This window comes from Streptomyces sp. Alt3 (assembly GCF_030719215.1).
Classification (GTDB): domain Bacteria; phylum Actinomycetota; class Actinomycetes; order Streptomycetales; family Streptomycetaceae; genus Streptomyces; species Streptomyces glycanivorans.
Map to the genome: position 1 here is coordinate 760,925 of NZ_CP120983.1, position 23,146 is coordinate 784,070.

Below are 23,146 nucleotides of genomic sequence, written 5' to 3' on the forward strand. Positions count from 1 at the left end.
GCTACCCCTCCCCCGTAGTTCACTGGCCGCATCGGGCGAGGCACGTCCGCGCTGTCCGAGAGACACGACGGGCATGACGGGTATACGGAGGCGTTCGCATGGGGGCTGGCCACGATCACGGGCATACGCACGGAGGGCCGCCCCCGACGGGGACGGCGGCCGCCGCGTACCGGGGCAGGCTCCGCGTGGCCCTGGGCATCACGCTCGGCGTCATGGTCATGGAGATCGTCGGCGGGATCCTCGCCGACTCGCTCGCGCTGATCGCGGACGCGGCCCACATGGCGACCGACGCCCTGGGGCTGGGCATGGCCCTGCTGGCCATCCACTTCGCGAACAAGGCCGCCGGCCCCAACCGCACCTTCGGGTACGCCCGTGCCGAGATCCTCGCCGCGCTCGCCAACTGTCTGCTGCTCCTCGGGGTCGGCGGTTATCTGGTCTTCGAGGCGGTGGACCGCTTCATCACCCCTGCGGAGACCAGAGGTGGCGTCGCCATCGCCTTCGCCGCGGTCGGTCTGGTGGCCAACGTGGTCTCCCTGTCCCTGCTCGTGCGCGGGCAGCAGGACAGCCTGAACGTGCGGGGGGCCTATCTCGAGGTCGTCGCGGACACGCTCGGCTCGGTGACGGTGCTCGTGTCGGCCGGCATCATCATGGCCACCGGCTGGCAGGCCGCCGACCCGATCGCCTCGCTGCTGATCGGCCTCATGATCGTCCCCCGTACGGTGAAACTGCTGAGGGAGACGCTCGACGTGCTGCTGGAGTCGGCGCCCAAGGGCGTCGACATGGAGGACGTGCGAGCCCACATCACGGCGCTGCCGGGTGTGCTGGACGTCCACGACCTGCACGCCTGGACGATCACCTCGGGCATGCCCGTCCTCTCCGCGCACGTGGTCGTGCACCAGGAGATGCTGGACTCGATCGGGCACGAGAAGCTCCTGCACGACCTGCAGGGATGCCTCGGCCACCACTTCGACGTCGAGCACTGCACCTTCCAGCTGGAGCCCAGCGGGCACGCGGAGCACGAGGCGCGGCTCTGCCACTGAGCGCCGGAGGCCGACGGCCCGGCGGCGATTCCGTGCCGGTCCCGACGGGCATGATCCGTTCCCGGCGGCCTCCAGGGTCCGCCGTGGTGTCCGTCAACGCCTCGCTCTCCCGGGCGGGGCGGACATGCCAGCACCCGCAGTGCGGACAAGCGGCTTTTGTACGGCAGACTTGACCGCACTCGAGGGGTCCGGCGCACGAGGCCGGGAACCAAAGCGAAGGATGGGTATGCCGACCACACCAGCCACCGCGGCGCACAGCTCGTCGAACGGCACAGCAGACGCGATCATGCTCGAACTGGTCGACGAGAACGGCACGACCATCGGCACCGCGGAGAAGCTCGCCGCTCACCAGGCGCCCGGCCAGCTGCACCGCGCGTTCTCCGTCTTCCTCTTCGACGAGCAGGGACGGCTGCTGCTCCAGCGCCGCGCGCTCGGCAAGTACCACTCCCCCGGCGTGTGGTCGAACACCTGCTGCGGCCATCCCTATCCGGGGGAGGCTCCGTTCGCGGCGGCGGCCCGGCGCACGTACGAGGAGCTGGGTGTCTCGCCCTCGCTGCTGGCCGCGGCGGGCACGGTCCGCTACAACCACCCCGATCCGGTGTCGGGCCTGGTGGAGCAGGAGTTCAACCACCTGTTCGTCGGGATGGTGCAGGAGCGCCTCCGGCCGGACGAGGAGGAGGTCGGCGAGGCCGCCTTCGTGACCGCCGGTGAACTCGCCGAGCGGCATGCCGCCGCGCCGTTCTCGGCGTGGTTCATGACCGTGCTCGACGCCGCGCGTCCCGCGATCAGGGAACTGACGGGACCGTCCGCCGGCTGGTGAGACCGCAGCCATCGCAGGGGGCGGTCAGAGCTGCGTCTTGAGGGGCAGCGCCGCCCAGATGATCTTGCCACCGCCCGCAGTGTGCTCCACGTCGCACGTGCCGCCCGCCTCGGCGGTGATCTCACGCACCAGGAGCAGGCCGCGGCCACCGGTCTGCGCGTAGTCGGTGACCAGTGCCGTCGGGCGGTAGGGGTGATTGTCCTCGACCGCGACCCGGATCCACTCGGCCCCGATGGCCACCTCGACGGCCAGCTCGGGCGAGAGCAGCGCCGCGTGCCGGACCGCGTTGGTGACCAGTTCCGACACGATCAGCAGGAGCCCCTGGAGGATGTCGTCCTCGACGGGCACGCCCTGCCGGTCGATCAGGTCCCGGACCGCGTGCCGGGCCTGCGGTACCGAGACGTCGACGGCGGGCGCGGTGAAGCGCCACACGCCCTCGTAGGACACGGAACGGGCCGGAACACTCCCACGGCTCTCCATGGACCGCCACCCGCTCTCGACTCGCACATCACCGACCATCGAGTACCGAGTGTCGGGAGGAGCGCGGTCCGGGTCGCAGCACTGACCGCAAGTGGTCGCTTGCAGACCTAATTTGACCGATTACGTATGACGTCGTCAGGTGATTGAACTACTTCGCGCCCTCTTCGGGCTTCATCTGGTCCGTCACCATGCTGACGACCCGTCTCCCACCCACTCCGATCGCGACAAGCCCCAGCCCGTCGAACAGAAGAGCGAGGGAGAAGAAGCAGCCGAGCACATAGAGGCTGCTGTGCGGCCAGTCGACGAGCACCAGCACCCCCAGGAGCAGCCCGAAGGCGCCCTGCAGCAGCGTCCAGCCGAACTGGGGTCCTCGTACGACGACGCTGCCGACCAGCCGGAACACTCCCCCGGTGAGGAAGAGCAGGGCCGCGAACATCGTCAGCGCCTCGGCCGTGCCGACCGGGTTCTTGATGACGACGACCCCGGCGGCGATGTTGAGGGCGGCGACCACCACACCGAGCCAGAAGTACGGGGTGCCGCGCGCCTGGACGGCGTGCACGAGGCCGACGAGACCGCCGACGAGCAGCAGCCAGCCGAAGAGGATCATCGAGGTGAGCGTGGCGACGCCGGTGTAGACGAGGCCCACCAGCCCCGCGACGACCAGCAGGACACCGAGCAGGGCGAGCCCGCCGAAGCTCCGGTTGAGCTTCTTCCCCTGGGTCGTGGGTCCGGCCATCGACAGCTCCTCACGGTGTGCGTGCGCTTCGCGGCCCCTTCTTGATCATAGGTTCGGGCCGTACGGATAGCATCCGGCGCATGGACCTCAGGGAGCAGACGGCGGGGGCCGGGCCACGGTTGGACCACACGGTCGAGGACGGTGTCGCGACCGTCGTCATCAGCAATCCCGCCAAGCGCAACGCCATGACCGCGGACATGTGGCAGGCGATGCCGGTGCTGCTGGAGGGGCTGGCGGCCGACCCCGGTGTGCGTGTCCTCGTGCTCACCGGGGCGGGCGACACCTTCTGCGCGGGGGCCGACATCTCCTCCCTGCGGGATCCGGCCGGCCGCCCGCAGGCCCTCGCGGTCCGCGCGGAGGAGGCCCTGGCCGCCTTCCCCGGGCCGACACTGGCCGCCGTGCGCGGCTACTGCGTGGGCGGCGGCAGCCAGCTCGCGGCCGCCTGCGATCTGCGGTTCGCCGAGGAGGGCGCGTCCTTCGGGGTCACTCCGGCCAAGCTCGGGATCGTCTATCCCTCCTCGTCGACGCGCCGGCTGGTCTCGCTCGTCGGCCCGGCCACCGCGAAGTTCCTGCTGTACTCCGGGGAGCTGATCGGGACGGAACGGGCACTGCGGACCGGTCTGGTGGACGAGGTCCTGCCCAGGGGCGGACTGGATGAGCGGGTCCACCGGTTCACCGAGGTACTGGCCTCGCGTTCGCAGCTGACGCAGGCCGCGGCCAAGGAGTTCGCCGACGGCCGGGAGGACCGGGACGCCCACTGGTCCCTCCAGGCACGCGCCGGCGACGACACCGCCGAGGGGGTCGCCGCCTTCCTGGAGCGCCGCGCCCCCCGCTTCACCTGGACGGCGGGGAGCTCCGGGGACGCGCCTACGTCAGGATGAAGCGGCTCGCGGCCCGCCACTTCTCCACCATGGCCGCCGGCGCCTTTTCCGGAGATCCGCAGTCGTAGGGCGGCCGGGGGTCGTACTCGGTCAGAAGCTGGACGGCCTGGGCGTGTTCGTCGCCCGCGATCCTGCCGAGCAGGGTGAGACCCATGTCGATGCCGGAGGAGACGCCCGCGGCGGTGACGTACTTCCCGTCGGTGACGACCCGCTCGCCCGTGGGCTCGGCCCCGTAGGTGCCCAGGGTGTCGAGGGCCAGCCAGTGCGAGGTGGCACGCCGGCCGGTGAGCAGTCCGGCGGCGGCCAGGAGCAGGGACCCGGTGCACACCGAGGTCGTCCAGGTGCTGTCGGCGTCGGCCGTACGAAGCCAGCCGAGCAGCGCCTCGTTCTCCATCTGGGCACTCTGCCCAGGGCCTCCCGGCACAATGATGACGTCGGGAGCGGGCACGTCGGCGAGCGTCCGGTCGGCGACCAGGGCGAGGCTGCCGCTGTCGTTGCGCACGGCGCCCGGACGCTCGGCGACGAGTACGGTCTGTGCGCCCGGAGTCCGGCTGAGCATCTCGTAGGGGCCCACGGCGTCGAGCGCCGTGAACCGGTCGAAGAGCACGATCGCGATCTGCATGATGATCCTTCCGTCGTTTCACGCGGGATGGGAGCGGAAGCGGCGCCGGTATTCGGAGGGCGCCGTACCGAGGGCCTTGACGAAGGCGCGGCGCATCGCTTCCGGGGTGCCGTAACCGCTGGCACGGGAGATGCCGACGACACCGTCGGCCGTGTCCTCCAGCAGCCGCCGCGCCTGTTCCAGGCGTACGCGCTCGACGTACCGGCCCGGGGTGAGGCCGGTCTCCGTCCGGAACGCGCGGGCGAAGTGGCGGGGGGAGAGCCCGGCCCGGGCCGCGAGCGCCTCGACCGAGAGGTCGGCGTCCGGGTGTCCGGTGATCCAGTGCTGGACCCCGCGCAGTGGTTCACGGACGGCGGTCTGCGCGCTGAGCTGGGCGCTGAACTGGGCCTGGTTGCCCGGGCGCCGCAGGAACACGACGAGATGACGGGCGACGGTGAGCGCCACGTCCCGTCCGTGTTCCTCCTCGACCAGGGCGAGCGCGAGATCGATGCCCGCGGTGACACCGGCCGACGTCGCGAGCCGTCCGTCGCGCACGAAGATCGGGTCCGGGTCGACCCGCACCGCCGGGTACCTCCGGGCGAGCGTCTCGCAGACGGACCAGTGGGTGGTGACCCGGTGGCCGTCGAGCTGGCCGGCCTCGGCGAGCAGCAGGGCGCCGGTGCACACCGACACCAGCTGCCGGGCGCGCGGGCCGTGGGCGCGGATCCACTCGACGAGAGCCGGGTCGGGTGTCCTCGTCCCGGCGCCTCCCGGCACGAGGAGCAGATCGGGCTCCGGGGCGTCCGCGAGCGTGCCGTCGGGGACCAGCGTGAGGCCGCTGGAGCAGCGGACCGGCGCGCCGTCCAGCGAGGCGGTGCGCAGATCGTAGGAGACCCCGGGAAGTCGGGAGGCTCCGGCGAAGACCTCCGCCGGGCCGCTGACGTCGAGGCTCTGGACACCCTCGAAGAGGACGACGAGCACGGATCGCTGCTTCATGTCCGCAATCCTTGCCGGACCGCCCGATGGCCGCAATGACGAGTTTCCCACCTATGCTGCCATGCGCGCACCACGTGCAGACCCGGGCCTGTTCCACGTACCAACCAGTCGGTAACGTGCGGGTATGAGTACTCTTCCCCCGCGTGCCGGACGCCGTTGTCACAACGCGCTCAACCCGCTGCACTCCTGTGTCTACTTCTCCCCCGACCTCGGCAAGGAGTTCGGGGAGCTCGGCATCGACGACGCGAGCCGGGTCTACTTCGCCGCGCGCGGCGCGGCCCTCGGCGCGGCAGGCGCGGGCACGGTCACCGCGACCTTCTACAACTTCAGCCACGAGCTGGTGGCCCGGCACCTGCCGTCCGTCTGGTCGGACATCAGCCCGCAGGCCGCACTCGACGCGCGGCTGAGGGCGGCCGACTCGACGCTGCGCCGGGTGCTCGGCGAGGAGACCGTGGCCTCGCCGGAGATGGCGGAGGCGGCCGGGCTCGCCCTGCGGGCAGCGGAGGCATGTACCCGCCACGCCCGTCCGCTGTACGCCGCGCACGCCGATGTCGCGGTTCCCGACGAGCCTCACCTGGCGTACTGGCACGCGGCGACGCTGTTGCGCGAGCACCGCGGCGACGGACACCTGGCCGCTCTGCTCTCGGCCGGCCTCGACCCGCTGGAGGCACTGGTCAGCCACACCGCGACCGGGAAGGGCATGGCGCCGCGCTGGATCCTCGCCACCCGCGGCTGGCGGCGCACCGACTGGGACGCGGCGGTGGAGCGGCTGCGCGGCCGGGGCGTGCTGGACGCGGAGGGCGAGCTGACCGAGGCGGGCACCGCGCTCAGGGCGGAGCTGGAGGAGGCGACGGACCGGATGGACGCCGCACCGTACGAACACCTGGGCGCCGACGGCGTGGCCCGGCTCACCGAACTGGGCCGGGGGTTTCTGTTCGCGGCGGCCTCCGCCGGCGCGTTCCCGGAGGATCTGGTCGGCAAGGGCTGAGCCCTCAGATGTTTACGGCGGGTCTCACGGGCCAGGCGACGGATACACCCTACGAAGGAGGCACACCGTGTTCCGTGCGATCGCAAACGCTCTGAGTACCGTCGGCTCGGCCATTGCCACCGTGGTGACTCTGCCCTTCCGGCTCCTGGCAGGTCTTTTCGGCGGCGCGTCGCGCAGCGGAAGGACCCGGCGCGCGTGACCGGGCCCTTCTCCGGCACGCAGGGGCCGTGATCGAGCAGGTCACGCGACACGGCCCCCGGCCACCCGGCACAATGCAGGCGAAGGGGACCACCCGGGTGTGGACCACCCCAGTGGCACAGCCAGCACAGCCAGTACGAGAAGGCGAGTCGGGAAAACCGTGACGACGTCCATCGAAGGCAGGATCGCCGAGGAGCTCGGCGTACGTGAGCGTCAGGTGAAGGCGGCCGTCGACTTGCTCGACGGCGGCTCGACCGTGCCGTTCATCGCGCGCTACCGCAAGGAAGCCACCGAGATGCTCGACGATGCGCAACTGCGCACGCTCGAGGAGAGGTTGCGCTATCTGCGGGAACTCGAGGACCGCCGTACGGCGGTCCTCGATTCCGTGCGTGAACAGGGCAAGCTCGACGAGGCCCTGGAGGCGCGGATCCGGGCCGCCGACACCAAGGCGCGGCTGGAGGACATCTATCTGCCGTTCAAGCCGAAGCGGCGGACGAAGGCGCAGATCGCGCGCGAGGCGGGCCTGGATCCCCTGGCCGACGGGCTGCTCGGCGACCCGTCCGTGGACCCGCTCTCCGCCGCGGCGGCGTTCGTCGACGCCGACAAGGGTGTGGCGGACCCGGCGGCGGCCCTGGAGGGCGCCCGGGCGATCCTCACCGAACGCTTCTCGGAGGATGCCGACCTGACGGGTGAGCTGCGGGAACGCATGTGGTCGCGCGGCAGGGTCGTGGCGAAGGTGCGGGACGGCAAGGAGGAGGCGGGCGCGAAGTTCGCCGACTACTTCGACTTCGCCGAGCCGTTCACCGCACTGCCCTCGCACCGGATCCTCGCGATGCTGCGCGGCGAGAAGGAGGACGTGCTCGATCTGGTCCTGGAGCCCGAGGAGCCGTCGGAGCAGCCGGGCCCCTCCTCGTACGAGAAGATGGTCGCCCGCCGTTTCGGGGTCGCCGACCACGGCCGGCCCGGGGACAAGTGGCTGGGCGACACGGTCCGCTGGGCGTGGCGGACCCGGATCCTCGTCCACCTCGGGATCGACCTCCGGCTGCGTCTGCGTACGGCGGCGGAGGACGAGGCGGTACGCGTCTTCGCCTCCAACCTGCGGGACCTGCTGCTCGCCGCACCTGCGGGCACCCGGGCGACCCTGGGGCTCGACCCCGGATTCCGTACGGGTGTGAAGGTCGCCGTCGTGGACGCGACCGGCAAGGTCGTCGCGACCGACGTGATCCACCCCCACGTGCCGGCGAACCAGTGGGACCGCTCGCTCGCCACGCTGGAGCGCCTCGCCAAGGAGCACCAGGTCGACCTGATCGCGATCGGGAACGGCACCGCGTCCCGCGAGACCGACAAGCTCGCGGGTGAACTGTGCGAGAAGCACCCGGAGCTGAAGCTCACCAAGGTGATGGTGTCGGAGGCCGGCGCGTCCGTGTACTCGGCCTCGGCCTTCGCCTCGCAGGAACTCCCCGACATGGACGTCTCGTTGCGCGGTGCCGTCTCGATCGCGCGCCGGCTCCAGGACCCGCTGGCCGAGCTGGTGAAGATCGACCCGAAGTCGATCGGGGTGGGGCAGTACCAGCACGACCTGTCCGAGGTGAAGCTGTCGCGCTCCCTGGACGCGGTGGTCGAGGACTGCGTGAACGGCGTCGGCGTCGACGTCAACACCGCTTCGGCGCCGCTGCTCTCACGGGTGTCGGGCATCGGGTCCGGTCTGGCCGAGAACATCGTGGCGCACCGGGACACGAACGGCCCGTTCCGCTCCCGCCGGGCGCTGAAGGACGTGGCGCGGCTGGGGCCGAAGGCGTACGAGCAGTGCGCGGGCTTCCTCCGGATCCGGGGCGGTGACGACCCGCTGGACGCGTCGAGCGTGCACCCCGAGACCTACCCCGTGGTGCGGACGATGGTGAAGCGGACCGGCGGTGACGTCGCCTCGCTGATCGGGAACACGCAGACGCTGCGTACGCTGCGCCCCGACGACTTCGTGGACGAGAAGTTCGGCCTGCCGACGGTGACTGACATCCTGCGGGAACTGGAGAAGCCCGGCCGCGACCCCCGGCCCGCCTTCAGGACCGCCACGTTCAAGGAGGGCGTGGAGAAGCTCGGCGACCTCGCCCCCGGGATGGTGCTGGAGGGCGTCGTCACGAACGTCGCGGCGTTCGGCGCGTTCGTCGACATCGGCGTCCACCAGGACGGTCTCGTCCATGTGTCGGCGATGTCGCGGACGTTCGTCAAGGATCCGCGGGACGTCGTGAAGCCGGGCGACATCGTCAAGGTGAAGGTCATGGACGTCGACATCCCGCGCAAGCGCGTGTCGCTGACGCTGCGGCTCGACGACGAGGCCACGGCGGGGCAGGGCGGCGGGCAGGGCCCGAAGCGGGAGCGGAACGCCCAGGGGGGCGGCGAACGGCCGCCCCGGCAGCGGCAGGGGCAGGGGCAGGGGCAGGACGGCCGTCAGGGAGGCGCCGGACAGCGCCGCGACCGGCGCGGAGGCAATGGCGGGGGCGGCGGCACAGGCGCACCCCGCCCCGCCGCGGCTCCGGCCAACAGCGCCATGGCCGACGCACTGCGGCGGGCGGGCCTGACAGGCGGCTCCGACCAGGGCGGACGCAAGCGCTGAGACGCGAGCGGCGGGCGGGGCTTCCCCCGCCCGCCTCGCACGACGCCCGCCCGTCCCGAAGCTCCGGGACGGGCGGGTTCTCGACGCGGCGGGGTCCCGTCAGGCGGACTCGGTGACCTTGCCGTCGGCGACCTCGACACGGCGGGTCGTACGGACCGCCTCCAGCATCCGCCGGTCGTGGGTGACCAGCAGCAGCGTTCCGGTGTACGCCTCCAGGGCCGACTCCAGCTGTTCGATCGCCGGGAGGTCCAGGTGGTTCGTCGGCTCGTCCAGGACCAGCAGATTGACGCCCCTGCCCTGGAGGAGGGCGAGGCCGGCCCGGGTGCGCTCGCCGGGTGAGAGCGTCGTCGCGGGGCGCAGCACATGGGCGGCCCGCAGACCGAACTTGGCGAGCAGGGTGCGCACCTCGGCGGGCTCGGTGTCGGGGACCGCGGCGCAGAAGGCGTCCAGCAGGCTCTCCGTGCCGTGGAACAGCTTGCGGGCCTGGTCGACCTCGCCCACCACGACGCCCGAGCCGAGGGACGCGTGGCCCGCGTCGAGCGGCAGCCTGCCGAGCAGCGCGGCGAGCAGGGTGGACTTGCCGGCCCCGTTGGCGCCGGTGATGGCGACCCGGTCCGCCCAGTCGATCTGCAGCGTGGCCGGCCCGAAGGAGAAGCCGCCGCGGGCCACGGCCGCGTCGCGCAGGGTGGCCACGACGGAGCCGGAGCGCGGTGCGGAGGCGATCTCCATCCGCAGCTCCCACTCCTTGCGCGGTTCCTCGACGACGTCGAGACGCTCGATCATGCGCTGGGTCTGCTTGGCCTTGGCGGCCTGCTTCTCGCTGGCCTCGCTGCGGAACTTGCGGCCGATCTTGTCGTTGTCCGTGGCCTTGCGGCGGGCGTTCTTGACGCCCTTGTCCATCCAGCCGCGCTGCATCTGGGCACGGCCCTCCAGTGCGGAGCGCTTGTCGGAGTACTCCTCGTACTCCTCACGGGCGTGCGAGCGCGCGCGCTCGCGCTCCTCCAGGTAGGAGGCGTAGCCGCCGCCGTAGAGGTTGATCTGCTGCTGGGCGAGATCGAGTTCCAGGACCTTGGTGACCGTGCGCATCAGGAACTCGCGGTCGTGGCTGACGACGACGGTGCCCGCGCGCAGTCCGGACACGAAGCGCTCCAGCCGCTCCAGGCCGTCCAGGTCGAGGTCGTTGGTGGGCTCGTCGAGCAGGAAGACGTCGTAGCGCGAGAGCAGCAGCGAGGCCAGCCCGGCGCGGGCCGCCTGCCCGCCGGAGAGCCCGGTCATCGGCTGGTCGAGGCCGATGGTCAGGCCGAGGTCGGCCGCGATCTCCTCGGCGCGTTCGTCCAGGTCGGCGCCGCCGAGGGCCAGCCACCGCTCCAGCGCCCCGGAGTAGGCGTCGTCGGCGCCGGGAGCGCCGTCGACCAGGGCCTGGGTAGCGGTGTCCATGGCGGTCTGTGCGTCGGCGACCCCGGTGCGGCGGGCGAGGAACTCCCGCACGGACTCGCCCTCGCGCCGCTCGGGCTCCTGCGGGAGGTGTCCGACAGTGGCGGTGGGCGGGGAGAGCCTCAGCTCGCCCTCCTCCGGCCGGTCGAGCCCGGCGAGCAGACGGAGCAGCGAGGATTTACCCGCGCCGTTGGCTCCGACGAGACCGATCACGTCGCCGGGGGCGACCACGAGGTCGAGTCCCGCGAAGAGTGTGCGGTCGCCGTGGCCGGCGGCGAGTTCCTTGGCGACGAGGGTGGCAGTCATCAGGGTGACGATCCTAACCAACCGGAGGGGCCGGGTTCCCCTCCGGACCGGGGTGCGACCATGGCCCCTCCGGCCCCGGCCCGGCCGGGGCGACGTGAGGACAGGGGTGGGCACGGTGGCGGACGTGATCGTGGTGGGCGGCGGGGTCAGCGGGCTGACCACGGCGCTGCTGCTGGCGGAGCGCGGTCTGCGGGTGCGGGTCTGGTCGCGGGACCCCGCCGCGGCAACGACCTCGGCCGTGGCCGGCGCGCTGTGGTGGCCGTACCGGATCGAGCCCGCGGCGCTGGTGGGCGCGTGGTCGCTGGAGACGCTCCGGGTGTACGAGGAACTGGCCGCGGCCCCCTCGGAGACCGGCGTGCGCATGGTGACCGGGGTGCACGGGGGCGAGCGGCTGGCCGCCCTGGGGCCGTGGGCCCGCGGCCTGGACCATGCCTCCGAGGTGCCGGAGGGTCTGCGGGTGACTCTTCCGCTGATCGACATGCCAGCTCATCTCGGCTGGCTGGAGGGCCGGCTGACCGCTGCGGGAGGCGTGGTCGAGCGGCGTACGGTGCACGGTTTCGCGGAGGCGGCGGCCGAGGCGCGGGTGGTGGTCAACTGCACCGGTCTCGGCGCCCGCGAGCTGGTCCCGGACGCCGGGGTGCGGCCGGTACGGGGCCAGCTGGTGCTGGTGGAGAACCCCGGCATCGACGAGTGGTTCACCCACGCGGACCCTGCGTCGAGCGCGACGACGTACTTCTTCCCGCAGCCCGGCCGACTGGTGCTGGGCGGGACCGCGGAGGTGGACGATCCACGGACGGAGCCCGACCTCCGCACGGCGAGGGAGATCGTGGAGCGCTGCGCGCGGGTGCGGCCGGAGATCGCCGGGGCCCGTGTCCTCGGCCACCGGGTGGGGTTGAGGCCCTCCAGGGACGCGGGGGTGCGCATCGAGGCGGAGGACCTGCCGGGCGGAGGTCTGCTGGTGCACAACTACGGGCACGGGGGCGCCGGTGTGACGGTCGCCCGCGGCTGTGCGCGGGCTGCGGCCCAGCTGGTGGGCTGAGCCGCAGCATCCGTCAGGCCGGCGGGTCGTGCTTGTGGCGTTCGTCGGTGGTGACCTCCGCGGTGCCGGGCCCGATCCGGATCTCGAAGTCCCCGTCGTACTTGGCGTGTCCCTCGATGACGGCGGACTCGACGGCCTCCACACCGAACTCCCTGCGGACGATCATCGGGTCGTGCCGCAGGTCCCTCATCAGCGCCACGCACATGCCGATCATGACGATGGTGAAGGGCGCGGCCACGAGAATGGTCAGGTTCTGCAGTCCTGCCAGCGCGTCGCCCTCACCGTCGCCGATGAGCAGCATGACCGCCGCCACGGCGCCGGTGACGACGCCCCAGAAGATGACGACCCACCGGGAGGGTTCGAGGACGCCCTTCTGGGAGAGCGTGCCCATCACGATCGAGGCCGCGTCGGCGCCGGAGACGAAGAAGATGCCGACCAGGACCATCACCAGGATGCTCATCAGAGTCGCGACGGGGAACTGCTGGAGGACGCCGAAGAGCTGGGCCTCCGGGGTGTCGCCGATGCCCTTGAGCTGCCCGGACTCCTCCAGCCTGATCGCCGACCCGCCGAAGACCGCGAACCAGACCAGACTGACCGTGCTGGGGACCAGGATCACGCCGCCGACGAACTGACGGATCGTCCGGCCCCGGCTGATCCGGGCGATGAACATGCCGACGAAAGGCGTCCAGGAGATCCACCACGCCCAGTAGAAGACCGTCCAGCTGGCGAGCCAGTCGGCCACCTCCCCCTCGCCGGTGGCCTCGGTGCGCCCGGCGAGCTGGGCCAGGTCACCGAAGTAGGCGGCGATGGAGGTGGGCAGCAGGTCGAGCACGATGATGGTCGGCCCCGCGATGAAGACGAAGACCACCAGGATCAGCGCGAGGACCATGTTGATGTTGGACAGCCACTGGATGCCCTTCTCGACCCCGGACACGGCGGAGGCGACGAAGGCGACCGTCAGGGCGGCGATGATCGCGACCAGCAGGCCCGTGCCGGTCTTCTCCATCCAGTTGAGCTCCTGGAAGCCACTGCCGATCTGGAGCGCGCCGAGCCCGAGCGAGGCCGCGGAGCCGAAGAGGGTCGCGAAGATGGCGAGGATGTCGATGACCCGGCCGAGCGGTCCGTGGGCGCGCTTCTCACCGATGAGGGGGACGAAGACCGAGCTGATGGTCTGCCTCCTGTGCCGGCGGTAGGCGCTGTACGCGATGGCGAGCCCGACGACCGCGTAGATCGCCCAGGGGTGCAGGGTCCAGTGGAAGAGGGTGGTGGCCATCGCCGTCTGCATGGCCTCGGCGGCGTCCTCGGGACGGGTCCCGGGCGGTGGATTGACGAAGTGGGCCAGCGGCTCGCTCACTCCGTAGAACATCAGACCGATGCCCATACCGGCGCTGAACATCATCGCGACCCAGGAGATCGTCCGGAATTCGGGCTCCTCGCCCTCCTGGCCGAGCGAGATCGTGCCGTAACGGCTGATGGCGAGCCACAGGGCGAAGACCACGAACCCCGAGGCCGCCAGCATGAAGGCCCAGCCACCGTTGTGGATGAGACCGGTGAGGAGCGTGCCGGAGACGTCCTCCAGCGAGTCCGTGGCGGTGGAGCCCCAGATCACGAAGGCGACGGTCAGCACCGCCGTGACGCCGAAGACCACCCGGTCGGTCGTGGGGCGCCGGCCGTGGTGCGGCTCGGCGGGTAGCTCGGCCGTGACCGGGAGATAGTCCCCCCGCCCGCCCGGGCCCTGCTCGTCGTGTGACACAGATGGCACCTTTCACGCAGTGCGAGATTTCGCTCTCCGTAGGCAGTACCACACGTACTGTGCAACACGCGGGACCAACAAGCGGTTCCGTCTTGACCGTTTCTGGGCGGATATGCCCATCTGCTGCTGTCCGAATCGCCTGCCCGGCTGCCCGGACCGGGCGGTTAGGCTGACGGCGTTCGTGACGAACCCGCCGGTTCCAGCCGTTCCCAGCCGGGACGCGCGCGTACGAGGAGCGACTCTTGCCCGACCCGACCCCCGATCCGCAGCGTGACGTCCGGCCCACCCTGGAGGCAGTGGCCGCCCGCGCCGGTGTGTCCCGGGCGACGGCGTCCCGCGTCGTCAACGGCGGTGCGGGCGTACGACAGCCCCTGGTGGACCAGGTGCGCAAGGCGGTCGACGAGCTCGGCTACATCCCGAACCACGCGGCACGGACGCTGGTGACCCGGCGCAACGGCGCGGTCGCGGTGATCATCGACGAGCCCGAGTTCAGGGTCTTCTCCGACCCGTTCTTCTCCCGTCAGATCCGCGGGATCAGCCGTGAGCTCAACGCCCACGACGCGCAACTGGTGCTGCTCCTCGTGGAGGGCAGCGGTGACTTCGAGCGGGTCACCCGCTATCTGGCCGGTGGCCATGTGGACGGCGTACTCGCCTTCTCCCTGCACACCGACGACGAACTGCCCTCGATCATCCGGCGGTTCCGGGTCCCGACGGTCTACGGGGGCCGCCCGGAGCACGCGGCCCGGGGCCAGGACGCACCGCAGGTGCCGTACGTCGACTGCGACAACCGGGGCGGCGCCCGCGAGGCCGTACGCCATCTGGTCTCGCTCGGCCGACGGCGTATCGCGCACATCGCCGGGCCCCGCGACCAGGTGTCGGCGCTCGACCGGATCGACGGGTACCGCGACGTGCTGCCGGACGCGGGAGGTGACTTCGTCGTGGACGGTGACTTCACCACGGAGGGCGGGGCCCGGGCCATGGCGGAGCTGCTGGACGCCCGTCCGGACGTCGACGCCGTCTTCGTGTCCAACGACCTGATGGCGTCGGGTGCGCTGCGGGTGCTGCGCGAGCGGGGGCTCAGGGTCCCGGAGGACGTCGCCGTGGTCGGATTCGACGACATGACGTCGGTCGCCGAGGCCACCGACCCACCGCTGACGACGGTCCGTCAGGACGTCGAGGGCATGGGCCGGTTGATGGTGCGGCTGCTGATGGAGCGGCTGAACAGCGACACGGGCGCCTGGCCCGGTTCCGTGGTCACCCCGACCGAGCTGGTCCGCCGGGCCTCGGCCTGAGGCCGCCCGCCCCGGCGTGCACCGGAGGCGCGGCGAGAGGTCACGCCCGGCCGGCCCGCCACTCTGCGCGCGCCGACCTGGCGCGCGGCAGATAGCGCAGCCGCTCAGGGAGCAGGGGGACGATCCGCCGCACCACGGCCCCGAAACGCCTCAGCCGCCGCTCCTGCTCCGGGGTCCAGTCGAGCCCGATGGCCTGCCGGGCGTCCGGCGGCATCAGCCCGACGGTCAGGAACCTGCGGAACCGGGCCAGCGGCGGAAGAAGCACCGGCCACAGCGCCCTCAGCAGCAGGCGCAGGAGGAGGGGGCCCCGGTCGGGAGGCGGTACGGGGGCATCCGTGGCGACCAGTTCCCGTACGACGACGGTGGCCTCCACCTCCTCGGCCAGCATCCTGCGGTAGTAGGGCCAGAACTCCTCGATCGTCTGCGGCATGTCCCGGTCGTGGATGCCCAGGATCCGGCCGACCTGGAGCCACTCCCGGTACAGGGCGCGCTCCTGCGCCTCGGTGAGCGGACGGACCAGGTAGCGCGACGCGTGCTGGTACACGGGGAAGCCGGTCGCGTGCACCCACGCGTAGTTCGCGGGCGTCAGCGCGTGGTAACTGCGGCCACGGGTGTCGGTCCCCTGGATCGTGCGGTGCAGCCTTCTGAGCCTGCGCCCCTCCTCGGCGGCGGCCTCTCCCCCGTACACCCAGAGCTGGAGCGAGCTCAGGGACCGCTCGCCGCGGCCCCAGGGGTCCGTGCGGAAGACCGAGTGTTCGTCGACGCCCGCCCCGACCGCCGGGTGGGCGACCTGGAGGGTGAGGGCGGCGGGCAGCATCAGCAGTCCGCGGATGTCGCCGGCGAGGCTCCACAGGACGCCGCCCGCAGGGGGCGGTGAGGGCTCTCCCGTGCTGGTCATGCGGGTGCTCCCAGGGTTCGACGACCGCTCGGACCGCTGCCGGGTCCATGTGTCTTCCAGTATGCGAGCGCGGGTGCGGCGGCTGATCCGCGGGGGCGGGCACGTCCGTACGGGGCCCCTTGCTCGAATCCGTGTCAGCAGTGTTGACGCACCCATGAAACAAGTCAATAGTATTTGTAACTTTGACTCTTCCAGGACATCCGCCTCAGCACGTGCCCCGTACCTGAAACGGCCGTACCGACCAAGGAGGTCGCACGATGGGCCGCTACAGCAGACTGCGCGAGATCCGCCGGATGGATCCCGCCCGCGACTGCGCCGAGATACTCCAGCTGATGTCCCAGTACGAGTTCCCCTGGGACTACCGGCAGGGCATAAGCGTCGCGTTCCTGCGTGACTACGGCGTCCCGAGGATCTCCGTACTGCTCGACCGCACCCAGGAGTTCGAGCGCAACGGCCAGAAACGCTACGACGACACCGTGCTGTTCGGCTACGAACTGGCGGCGGAGGGGTTCGACTCCGAGCGCGCGAGGGCCGCGGCCCGCCACCTCAACCGGATCCACGGCAGGTACCGCATCCCGAACGAGGACTACCTCTATGTGCTGGCCACCACGGTCGTCGGTCCCAAGCGCTGGATCGACCGTTTCGGATGGCGGCCGCTGTGCGCGCAGGAGACCGCGGCGCTGGCCGAGGTGGGGCGGCGGATGGCCGACATGATGGGCATCGAGGGCGCTCCCGACACCTACGAGGGCTTCGAGGAACTGCTCGACTCCTACGAGGACCGGATGTTCGCCTACGACCCGGCGAACCGCCGCGTCGCCAACGCCACCTTCCGGGTCATGGCCGCCTGGTACCCGGCCCCGCTGCGCCCCCTGGTGGCCAGGTTCTCGCTCGCGCTCCTGGACGAGCCGTTACTCCGGGCGCTGGGCTTCCCCGCACAGCCGCGGTGGATGCGGGCGACGGCCGTGCGGATGGTGCGCGCCCGGTCGCACGGTGTCCGCATGCTGCCGGCCCGGCCCCGGTGGCTGCCCTCCGCCCCCGGCCGCGCAGCTACCCCTTCGGATATCAGCTCGACGACCTCGGCCCGCACTGGGCGCAGAGCCGCCCGCTGGAGCCCCTGCCCATGGAGACGTCATGACGACCGGAACGAACCGTCCCGTGCACACCGCCGAGGACGTCCGCGCCGCGGTGGCGCGGGCCAGGAGCGCCGGGCGGAGCTGGGCCGCGCTCGGGGCACGGGAACGGCGCACCGCGCTGCTGCGGTGGAAGCGTTCCCTGGCGACGCGGGCCGACGAGTTCGCGGAGCTGATCGCGTCCGAGACCGGCAAGCCGGTGCACGACGCGCGTGCCGAGGTGCTGCTGACGCTGGTCCATCTGGACTGGGCCGCGCGCAACGCGCACCGGGTACTGGGCAGGCGGAGGGTGCCGTCCGGCATCCTGTCGGTCCATCAACGGGCGACGCTGTCCTACCGCCCGCTCGGGGTGATCGGCGTGATCGGGCCCTGGAACTACCCGCTGTACACACCGATGGGCTCGATCGGCTACGCCCTCGCGGCGGGCAACGCCGTGGTGTTCAAACCGTCCGAGCTCACACCGGGCGTGGGGGTCCTGCTGGCCAGGAGCCTCGGGGAGGCCGTACCGGGTCACGCGGATCTGCTGCGCGTGGTCACCGGCCCGGGGTCCACCGGTGCCGCGCTGGCAGGGGCGGAGGGTCCGTCCGGTGTGGACAAGGTCGCCTTCACCGGCTCACCGGGGACCGCCCGCAAGGTCGCCGCGGCCTGCGCGGCCACACTCACGCCGCTGCTCGCCGAGTGCGGGGGCAAGGACGCGGTGCTGGTCGCGGCGGACGCCGATCTGGACGCGGCGGCCGACGCGATCGTGTGGGGCGCGATGGGCAACGCCGGCCAGACCTGTGCCGGAGTGGAGCGGGTGTACGCGGTGGAGTCGGTGCACGAGGCCCTGTGCTCACGCATCGTCAGCCGGGCCCGGGCGCTCGCACCCGGCGAGGCCTACGGACCTCTCACCCTGCCGTCGCAGCTCGGTGTGGTGGAACGGCATGTGAAGCAGGCCCTCGTGGACGGCGGCACGGCGAGGCTCGGCGGACCCGACGCCCTGCGGGCCTCCGTGCTCGGCCCGGTGGTGCTGTCGGGTGTGCCGGAGGACTCGCCGGCCGTGACGGAGGAGACCTTCGGTCCGGTCGTCGTGGTGAACCCGGTGCGCGACATGGACGAGGCGGTGGAACGGGCCGACGCTTCGGCGTACTCGCTGGGTGCCGCCGTGTTCACCGGCTCCCGGGCCGCGGGCCTCGCGCTCGCCGAACGCCTCGGATCCGGCGCGGTGTCGGTCAACTCGGTGCTCGGCTTCGCCGCGATCCCCTCACTGCCGTTCGGCGGTGCGGGCGAGTCGGGGTACGGGCGGATCCACGGCGAGGAGGGGTTGCGGGCCTTCGCCGCGCCGCACTCGGTGACGGTGCGGCGGTTCGCGCCGGCGGTGGACCTGACGTCGTTCGCGACGCCCCGGGACAAGGTCGCCCGTGCGGTCGAACTGGGCAGGAAGCTGCACGCCCGGTTCTGACGACGCTCACCCGGCGCCGGGCCCGGTGGTCATCCGGCATCGGGCCCGGCGGTCGGGGCGCCGGGCAGCACGCTCACCCGGCGCCCGGCCCGGCGGTCATCCGGCGCTGAGCAGCGGCACCAGGTAACGGCGGGCGAAGGCCCCCACCTGCTCGTCGTCGTCCAGTTCGAAGCTGCTCACCGGGTTGAGCAGGAAGGAGACGGTGATCCGCACCATCAGTTCGGCGACCGGTGTCGGATCCGTCTCCGGCCGTCCTTCGGCGCGCTGGGCGTGGCGGAGCCGGTCGGCCAGATATCCGCGCATCGCGAGGAAGGCGGGGCCGCTCTCCAGCGTGAGGAAGGGGAGCATGATCTCCGGCTCCAGCTTCAGCAGCCCGCCTACCAGGGGGTGTTCACGGATGTGCCGGAGGACCGTGACGAAGCCGGCGACGAGCCGGTCCTCCATGGTGGGCAGCGCGGCCACCGCCTCGTCCACGTCGCTCACGAATCTGCGGTACTCCCGCAGCAGGCAGGCGGAGACCAGGCTGTCCTTGTTGCCGATCCGGCGGTACACGGTGACGCGGGAGACCTTGGCGCGCTTGGCGACGTCGTCGACCGTCGAGCGGCGCAGCCCGAAGGTCATGAACTGCTCGCGTGCCGCGTCCAGGATCTGTTCGCTCAGCGCGTCGGACGGTGGCGTCTCGCCGAGCGCCCTGGCCAGCAGTGTCTCGTCGCTACCCGGTGCCGCCATGAGCCCTCCCCGTCCGTTGCCACCACTCAACCATACCGATCCGCAACAGTGTTACCTGACCCGTTGCTTTGTAACTCCCTTTCGGAGGTCTTCCATGTCCACGGTCCACGCCCTCCCGCGCTCGCTCTCCGCCGAGCAGCGGGCCTTCGTCACGGCCCTGCGCGACTTCGCCCGGCGCGAGTGCGGCACGCGTGAACAGCGCGACGCGCTGGCCGCCGAGACGGGCGGCCCGCACGCCCCTTCGCTCTACGCCCGGCTCGCGGAGCTCGGCTGGCTCGGCGTGTGCCTGCCGGAGGCGTACGGGGGCTCGGGGGGCGGGATGACGGACGCCTGCCTGTTCCTGCGGGAGACCTCACGCGGTCTGGTACCCGCCGGAGGGTTCATCACCTCGGTGATCACCGCGAAGGCGTACGAGCGCTTCGGGAACGAGGCCCAGTGCAAGGCGGCCGTCGGTGGTGCCGTGGCCGGCCAGGTGCTGTCGATCGCGATGTCGGAGCCGGAGGCCGGCTCGGACGTGGCGGCCCTGCGGTGCGCGGCCGAGCGTACGCCGGAAGGCGGCTGGCTGGTCAACGGACACAAGACGTGGATATCCAACGCGCATCTGGCCGAGCACATCCTGCTGGTGGCCCGGACCGGCTCGGGAGGCACGAAGCGCGAGGGGCTGACCATGTTCCACGTCCCGGCCGGGACACCCGGGATACGGATACGGCCCATCGAGACGATGGGCGGCCGTGAGGTCAACGACGTCTACTTCACCGACGTCAGGCTGCCCGCCGACGCCGTGGTCGGCACGGCCGACCACGCCTGGCCCCAGCTGATGGCCGGCCTGGACGCGGAGCGGCTCTTCCTGGCCGCGAACATGCTGGGGCTGGCCGAGCGGGTCCTGGAGGACACCGTCGCGTATGTGCGCGGACGCGAGCAGTTCGGCCGCCCGGTCGGCTCCTTCCAGGCACTGCGGCACCGGTTGGCCGACCTGGCGACCGAGATCGAGTGCGCGCGGCTCCTGGTCTTCGACGTGGCGGCGGCCTGCGACGCGGAGCCGGGGAAGCGGTTCTCCCGCGAGGCGTCCATGGCGAAGCTCAAGGCGACCGAGACGGCCCGGCACGCGGCGCTGGAAGGCATGCAGATGATGGGCGGGTACGGCTACGCGACCGAGTACGACATGGAGCGGCATCTGCGGGCGGCGGTCGTGTCCACGGTCTACGGCGGCACGAGCGAGATCCAGCGCGACATCATCGGCCGGAGTTACGGCCTCTGAGTGCCGGGGTGCCCTCGCTCCTGCCGGGGGCACCCCGCCCGGGTCTCATCCGTGGTCGTACACCGTGACGTGGACGCCCCGGTCCACCAGGCGCTCTTGGACGAGGGGTTCCACCCTCGTCCAGGTGCCGCCCGCCAGACCGCAGCCGATCCTCGGCATGTGCACCGAGGCGCCCAGCCCGGCGGCCTGCTCCGCGACCTTCCGCAGCCCCTCGTCGATCGCCTCGTACCGCACCGGAACACCCTTGCTGCCCCTGCGCATCCCCCGCTGGCCCACGACGTTCGCCACCCATATGTAGGTCTCGACCTGGACGAACTGCGCGGCCCCCAGCCCGAAGTCGTTGCCGGCGCGCTCACGGTGCCAGCGCCGGTAGGCGGTTTCCGGCTTGGGCCAGCGCCGGGACAGGGCGAGGACGAATCCCTTGCCCCAGCCGCCCAGGTCGTTGCAGACGTGCACGATCAGCTTGACGCCCTTGCCCTGGGGCGCGGTGGCGTCCCCTTTCACATACGTGATCCCCGACATGCACCCACCGTACGGGCGCCCACCGACAGCGGGCACGATCAGGACCCGCCCTCCGCGTACAGCGCGTCGAGGACCTCGGCGTAGCGGTCGCGGATCACCCTGCGACGCAGTTTCAGCGAGGGGGTCAGCTCACCCGTCCCGGGGCCCCACTCCCGCTCCAGCAGCCGGTAGCGCTTGATCTGCTCGGTGCGGTTCAGCCGGGCGTTGGCGGCCTCGACCGCCCGGGCGACCTCCTCCCGCACGGCGGGGTGGGTCGCCGGGTCGCCCTCGATACCGCGTGCCGCGGCCCAGGCGGGTGTCATCTCGCCGTCCAGGACGAGCAGGGCCACGAGGTAGGAGTGTCCGTCGCCGTGGACGAGCGCCTGGCCGATCAGGGGGTGCTCCTTGAGCGTGTTCTCGACGAGTGCCGGGGAGACGTTCTTCCCGGTCGAGGTGATGATCATCTCCTTCTTGCGGTCGGTGAGCCAGAGATAACCGTCGTCGTCGACCCGGCCGATGTCGCCGGTCGGGAACCAGCCGTCCGCGTCGAGCGCCTCGTCCACGGTGCCGTCGGCGCGCAGGTACCCGGCGAACACCGTCTCGCCGCGTACCAGGATCTCCCCGTCGTCGGCGATGCGGAGTTCCAGGCCTTCCAGCGGGCGCCCCACCGAGCCCAGGCGGAAGGCCGACGGGCTGTTGGTGGTGAACACCCCCACGGTCTCGGTGAGTCCCCAGGCGTCCATGACGACGATGCCGAAGCCGGCCCAGAAGCGCACCACGTCCAGCGGCATGGGCGCGGAGGCGCTGGCCGTCCACACCAGCCGTTCGAAGCCGGCGAGGGAGAGCACCGGGTCCAGGACCGTCTCCTTGACGCGGCGGTAGGCGGTCTCCAGCTCCGCGGGGGGCTGTTCGCCCCGCTCACGGAAGGCCACATGCTCGCGAGCCGTCTCCCCGGCCGCCTCGATCGCCGCGCGCTGCTCCTCGGGCAGGGTGGCGAGCGCGGCCCTGACGGAGGCGGCGAGCTTCTCCCACACCCGGGGAACGCCGAAGAACTGGGCCGGATGCAGTGCGCGCGCCGTGGACGCGACGGCCGCGGTGTCCGCGCAGAGGTGGACGTGCGAGGCGCGGAAGACCGGCAGATAGATCCCCAGCATCCGCTCGGCGATGTGTGCGAAGGGCAGGTAGCAGATGTGCGCGACGTGGTCAGGCAGTTCCACCACCCGGTCCAGGGCCAGCGCGTTGACGACCACGCTGCGGTGGGTGAGGGGCACGGCCTTCGGATCGCCGGTGGTACCCGAGGTGTAGACGACCGTGAGTGTGTCGTCGGCGCCCGAGGCCCGCCAGGCCGCGTCGAACTCCGCCTCGTCGTAGGCCTGTCGTCCGGCCGCGTGCAGGGAGGCATACGTCGGGCGGTCACCGGCGCCCTCCGGCTCCACGACGAGGAGCGCCTCCAGCGGGACGGTCGGGTCATCGAGGAGGGGCTCCCAGAGCTCGCGCTCCCGGGCGCCCTCGACGACAGCCAGCCGGGCGCCGCTGTGCCGGGCGATGTGGGCGATCTGCCCGGGTGCGGCGGTGCCGTAGACCGTGACCGGTACCGCCCCGAGGTGGGTGAGGGCCAGGTCACTGAGCCAGTGTTCGGGGCGGTTGCCCATCATCATGAGGACCTGCTGCCCGCGTGCGACGCCATGGGCGGCGTATCCGGCGGCGAGCACCGCGGCCTCGCGGCGCACCTCACTCCAGGTCAGGGTCGTCCATCCGTCGCCGTTGTCCGGGCTGCGCCACGAGAGGGCGGGCAGGTCCCCGTGGTCCTCGGCGTTACGCGCCAGCAGGGCCGGCAGGGTCAGCCGGTCGGTCTTGGTGGGGATTCGCAGGATCGTGGTCACGGCCGTCTCCTGTCGCCGTCGGCCGGACCGCACGGGCCCGCACCGGAGGGAATTGACGCGCTTCGATGGTGCCGGAGACTGTCACACCACCGGTGAGACAGCAATAGTGTTGCACCCGATTGGTACGACGC

Annotated in this window: 20 protein-coding genes and 1 pseudogene; 11 read left to right on the forward strand and 10 right to left on the reverse strand. The window is 71.7% G+C overall.

The genetic code is table 11. The features are described 5' to 3' along the window. Positions 1-98: 98 nt before the first annotated feature. A complete protein-coding gene (locus P8A20_RS03455; RefSeq protein WP_306102824.1) occupies positions 99-1,040 on the forward strand; it encodes a cation diffusion facilitator family transporter in 942 nt (313 codons plus the stop codon). A gap of 226 nt (positions 1,041-1,266) precedes the next feature. Further along, positions 1,267-1,860: an isopentenyl-diphosphate Delta-isomerase gene (gene idi, locus P8A20_RS03460; RefSeq protein WP_147961163.1), complete on the forward strand. Its 594-nt coding sequence runs from the start codon at positions 1,267-1,269 to the stop codon at positions 1,858-1,860. Between the two features lie 24 nt (positions 1,861-1,884). Here the strand turns inward: idi and P8A20_RS03465 are convergent, their stop codons facing one another. After that, positions 1,885-2,340 (reverse strand): ATP-binding protein, encoded by a 456-nt coding sequence (locus P8A20_RS03465; RefSeq protein WP_147961162.1) that lies wholly within the window; start codon positions 2,338-2,340, stop codon positions 1,885-1,887. A 148-nt stretch (positions 2,341-2,488) separates the two neighbouring features. Continuing rightward, positions 2,489-3,076 (reverse strand): HdeD family acid-resistance protein, encoded by a 588-nt coding sequence (locus tag P8A20_RS03470; protein WP_147961161.1) that lies wholly within the window; start codon positions 3,074-3,076, stop codon positions 2,489-2,491. A gap of 80 nt (positions 3,077-3,156) precedes the next feature. Between P8A20_RS03470 and P8A20_RS03475 the strand changes: the two genes are divergently transcribed. After that, complete coding sequence (locus tag P8A20_RS03475; protein ID WP_147961160.1) at positions 3,157-3,957, forward strand: enoyl-CoA hydratase/isomerase family protein; 801 nt, start codon at positions 3,157-3,159, stop codon at positions 3,955-3,957. Here P8A20_RS03475 and P8A20_RS03480 read toward each other — a convergent pair. Further along, positions 3,944-4,579, reverse strand: coding sequence for a DJ-1/PfpI family protein (locus P8A20_RS03480; RefSeq protein ID WP_147961159.1), 636 nt, complete (start codon positions 4,577-4,579; stop codon positions 3,944-3,946). The genes P8A20_RS03475 and P8A20_RS03480 overlap by 14 nt on opposite strands. An 18-nt stretch (positions 4,580-4,597) precedes the next feature. Further along, positions 4,598-5,554 carry a GlxA family transcriptional regulator gene (locus P8A20_RS03485; RefSeq protein WP_306102825.1) on the reverse strand — a complete coding sequence of 319 codons (957 nt, stop codon included), beginning with the start codon at positions 5,552-5,554 and terminating at the stop codon, positions 4,598-4,600. A gap of 124 nt (positions 5,555-5,678) precedes the next feature. Here P8A20_RS03485 and P8A20_RS03490 point away from each other — a divergent pair, with 124 nt between their 5' ends. The 3 genes from P8A20_RS03490 to P8A20_RS03500 all read left to right on the forward strand — a co-directional run bounded on the left by P8A20_RS03490 (position 5,679) and on the right by P8A20_RS03500 (position 9,351). Further along, a complete protein-coding gene (locus P8A20_RS03490; protein ID WP_306102826.1) occupies positions 5,679-6,542 on the forward strand; it encodes an SCO6745 family protein in 864 nt (287 codons plus the stop codon). Between the two features lie 67 nt (positions 6,543-6,609). Beyond that, positions 6,610-6,741 (forward strand): LPFR motif small protein, encoded by a 132-nt coding sequence (locus P8A20_RS03495; protein WP_261988803.1) that lies wholly within the window; start codon positions 6,610-6,612, stop codon positions 6,739-6,741. A 159-nt stretch (positions 6,742-6,900) separates the two neighbouring features. Continuing rightward, entirely contained in the window at positions 6,901-9,351 is a 2,451-nt protein-coding gene (locus P8A20_RS03500) for a Tex family protein (RefSeq protein WP_306102827.1), read from the forward strand. Positions 9,352-9,450: 99 nt separating this feature from the next. Here the strand turns inward: P8A20_RS03500 and P8A20_RS03505 are convergent, their stop codons facing one another. After that, the gene (locus P8A20_RS03505) at positions 9,451-11,091 is read right to left on the reverse strand and encodes an ABC-F family ATP-binding cassette domain-containing protein (RefSeq protein WP_306102828.1); all 1,641 of its coding nucleotides are present in this window, start codon (positions 11,089-11,091) and stop codon (positions 9,451-9,453) included. 106 nt (positions 11,092-11,197) lie between these two features. On the opposite strand from P8A20_RS03505, the gene P8A20_RS03510 reads away from it, so the two are divergent. Then, the gene (locus tag P8A20_RS03510; RefSeq protein WP_147961155.1) at positions 11,198-12,130 is read left to right on the forward strand and encodes an FAD-dependent oxidoreductase; all 933 of its coding nucleotides are present in this window, start codon (positions 11,198-11,200) and stop codon (positions 12,128-12,130) included. Positions 12,131-12,143: 13 nt separating this feature from the next. Here the strand turns inward: P8A20_RS03510 and P8A20_RS03515 are convergent, their stop codons facing one another. Continuing rightward, entirely contained in the window at positions 12,144-13,883 is a 1,740-nt protein-coding gene (locus P8A20_RS03515) for a BCCT family transporter (RefSeq protein WP_147961154.1), read from the reverse strand. Between the two features lie 242 nt (positions 13,884-14,125). On the opposite strand from P8A20_RS03515, the gene P8A20_RS03520 reads away from it, so the two are divergent. Further along, the gene (locus P8A20_RS03520; protein WP_147961153.1) at positions 14,126-15,175 is read left to right on the forward strand and encodes a LacI family DNA-binding transcriptional regulator; all 1,050 of its coding nucleotides are present in this window, start codon (positions 14,126-14,128) and stop codon (positions 15,173-15,175) included. Between the two features lie 40 nt (positions 15,176-15,215). On the opposite strand, the gene P8A20_RS03525 is transcribed toward P8A20_RS03520, so the two are convergent. Continuing rightward, positions 15,216-16,073 carry an oxygenase MpaB family protein gene (locus P8A20_RS03525; RefSeq protein WP_147961152.1) on the reverse strand — a complete coding sequence of 286 codons (858 nt, stop codon included), beginning with the start codon at positions 16,071-16,073 and terminating at the stop codon, positions 15,216-15,218. A gap of 257 nt (positions 16,074-16,330) precedes the next feature. On the opposite strand from P8A20_RS03525, the pseudogene P8A20_RS03530 reads away from it, so the two are divergent. Both P8A20_RS03530 and P8A20_RS03535 read left to right on the forward strand, forming a co-directional pair. After that, positions 16,331-17,208 (forward strand): annotated as a pseudogene (locus tag P8A20_RS03530) (oxygenase MpaB family protein). After that, entirely contained in the window at positions 17,205-18,644 is a 1,440-nt protein-coding gene (locus P8A20_RS03535) for an aldehyde dehydrogenase family protein (protein WP_306102829.1), read from the forward strand. The pseudogene P8A20_RS03530 and the gene P8A20_RS03535 overlap by 4 nt, the downstream one beginning before the upstream one ends. Before the next feature lie 96 nt (positions 18,645-18,740). Here P8A20_RS03535 and P8A20_RS03540 read toward each other — a convergent pair whose 3' ends face one another. Continuing rightward, positions 18,741-19,373, reverse strand: a complete 633-nt coding sequence (locus tag P8A20_RS03540) for a TetR/AcrR family transcriptional regulator (RefSeq protein ID WP_306102830.1) — start codon at positions 19,371-19,373, stop codon at positions 18,741-18,743. A 94-nt stretch (positions 19,374-19,467) separates the two neighbouring features. Between P8A20_RS03540 and P8A20_RS03545 the strand changes: the two genes are divergently transcribed. Then, positions 19,468-20,631, forward strand: coding sequence for an acyl-CoA dehydrogenase family protein (locus tag P8A20_RS03545; protein ID WP_147961149.1), 1,164 nt, complete (start codon positions 19,468-19,470; stop codon positions 20,629-20,631). Positions 20,632-20,676: 45 nt separating this feature from the next. On the opposite strand, the gene P8A20_RS03550 is transcribed toward P8A20_RS03545, so the two are convergent. Continuing rightward, a complete protein-coding gene (locus P8A20_RS03550) occupies positions 20,677-21,153 on the reverse strand; it encodes a macro domain-containing protein (RefSeq protein ID WP_306102831.1) in 477 nt (158 codons plus the stop codon). A gap of 38 nt (positions 21,154-21,191) precedes the next feature. Next, entirely contained in the window at positions 21,192-23,015 is a 1,824-nt protein-coding gene (locus P8A20_RS03555) for an AMP-dependent synthetase/ligase (RefSeq protein ID WP_147961147.1), read from the reverse strand. Between the last annotated feature and the right edge of the window lie 131 nt (positions 23,016-23,146).

Bases quoted from the DNA above. Each gene is read 5' to 3' on its own strand.
- P8A20_RS03455 (WP_306102824.1), top strand. From the start codon at position 99: ATGGGGGCTGGCCACGATCACGGGCATACGCACGGAGGGCCGCCCCCG.
- idi (WP_147961163.1), top strand. From the start codon at position 1,267: ATGCCGACCACACCAGCCACCGCGGCGCACAGCTCGTCGAACGGCACA.
- P8A20_RS03465 (WP_147961162.1), bottom strand. From the start codon at position 2,340: ATGGAGAGCCGTGGGAGTGTTCCGGCCCGTTCCGTGTCCTACGAGGGC.
- P8A20_RS03470 (WP_147961161.1), bottom strand. From the start codon at position 3,076: ATGGCCGGACCCACGACCCAGGGGAAGAAGCTCAACCGGAGCTTCGGC.
- P8A20_RS03475 (WP_147961160.1), top strand. From the start codon at position 3,157: ATGGACCTCAGGGAGCAGACGGCGGGGGCCGGGCCACGGTTGGACCAC.
- P8A20_RS03480 (WP_147961159.1), bottom strand. From the start codon at position 4,579: ATGCAGATCGCGATCGTGCTCTTCGACCGGTTCACGGCGCTCGACGCC.
- P8A20_RS03485 (WP_306102825.1), bottom strand. From the start codon at position 5,554: ATGAAGCAGCGATCCGTGCTCGTCGTCCTCTTCGAGGGTGTCCAGAGC.
- P8A20_RS03490 (WP_306102826.1), top strand. From the start codon at position 5,679: ATGAGTACTCTTCCCCCGCGTGCCGGACGCCGTTGTCACAACGCGCTC.
- P8A20_RS03505 (WP_306102828.1), bottom strand. From the start codon at position 11,091: ATGACTGCCACCCTCGTCGCCAAGGAACTCGCCGCCGGCCACGGCGAC.
- P8A20_RS03525 (WP_147961152.1), bottom strand. From the start codon at position 16,073: ATGACCAGCACGGGAGAGCCCTCACCGCCCCCTGCGGGCGGCGTCCTG.
- P8A20_RS03535 (WP_306102829.1), top strand. From the start codon at position 17,205: ATGACGACCGGAACGAACCGTCCCGTGCACACCGCCGAGGACGTCCGC.
- P8A20_RS03540 (WP_306102830.1), bottom strand. From the start codon at position 19,373: ATGGCGGCACCGGGTAGCGACGAGACACTGCTGGCCAGGGCGCTCGGC.
- P8A20_RS03545 (WP_147961149.1), top strand. From the start codon at position 19,468: ATGTCCACGGTCCACGCCCTCCCGCGCTCGCTCTCCGCCGAGCAGCGG.
- P8A20_RS03550 (WP_306102831.1), bottom strand. From the start codon at position 21,153: ATGTCGGGGATCACGTATGTGAAAGGGGACGCCACCGCGCCCCAGGGC.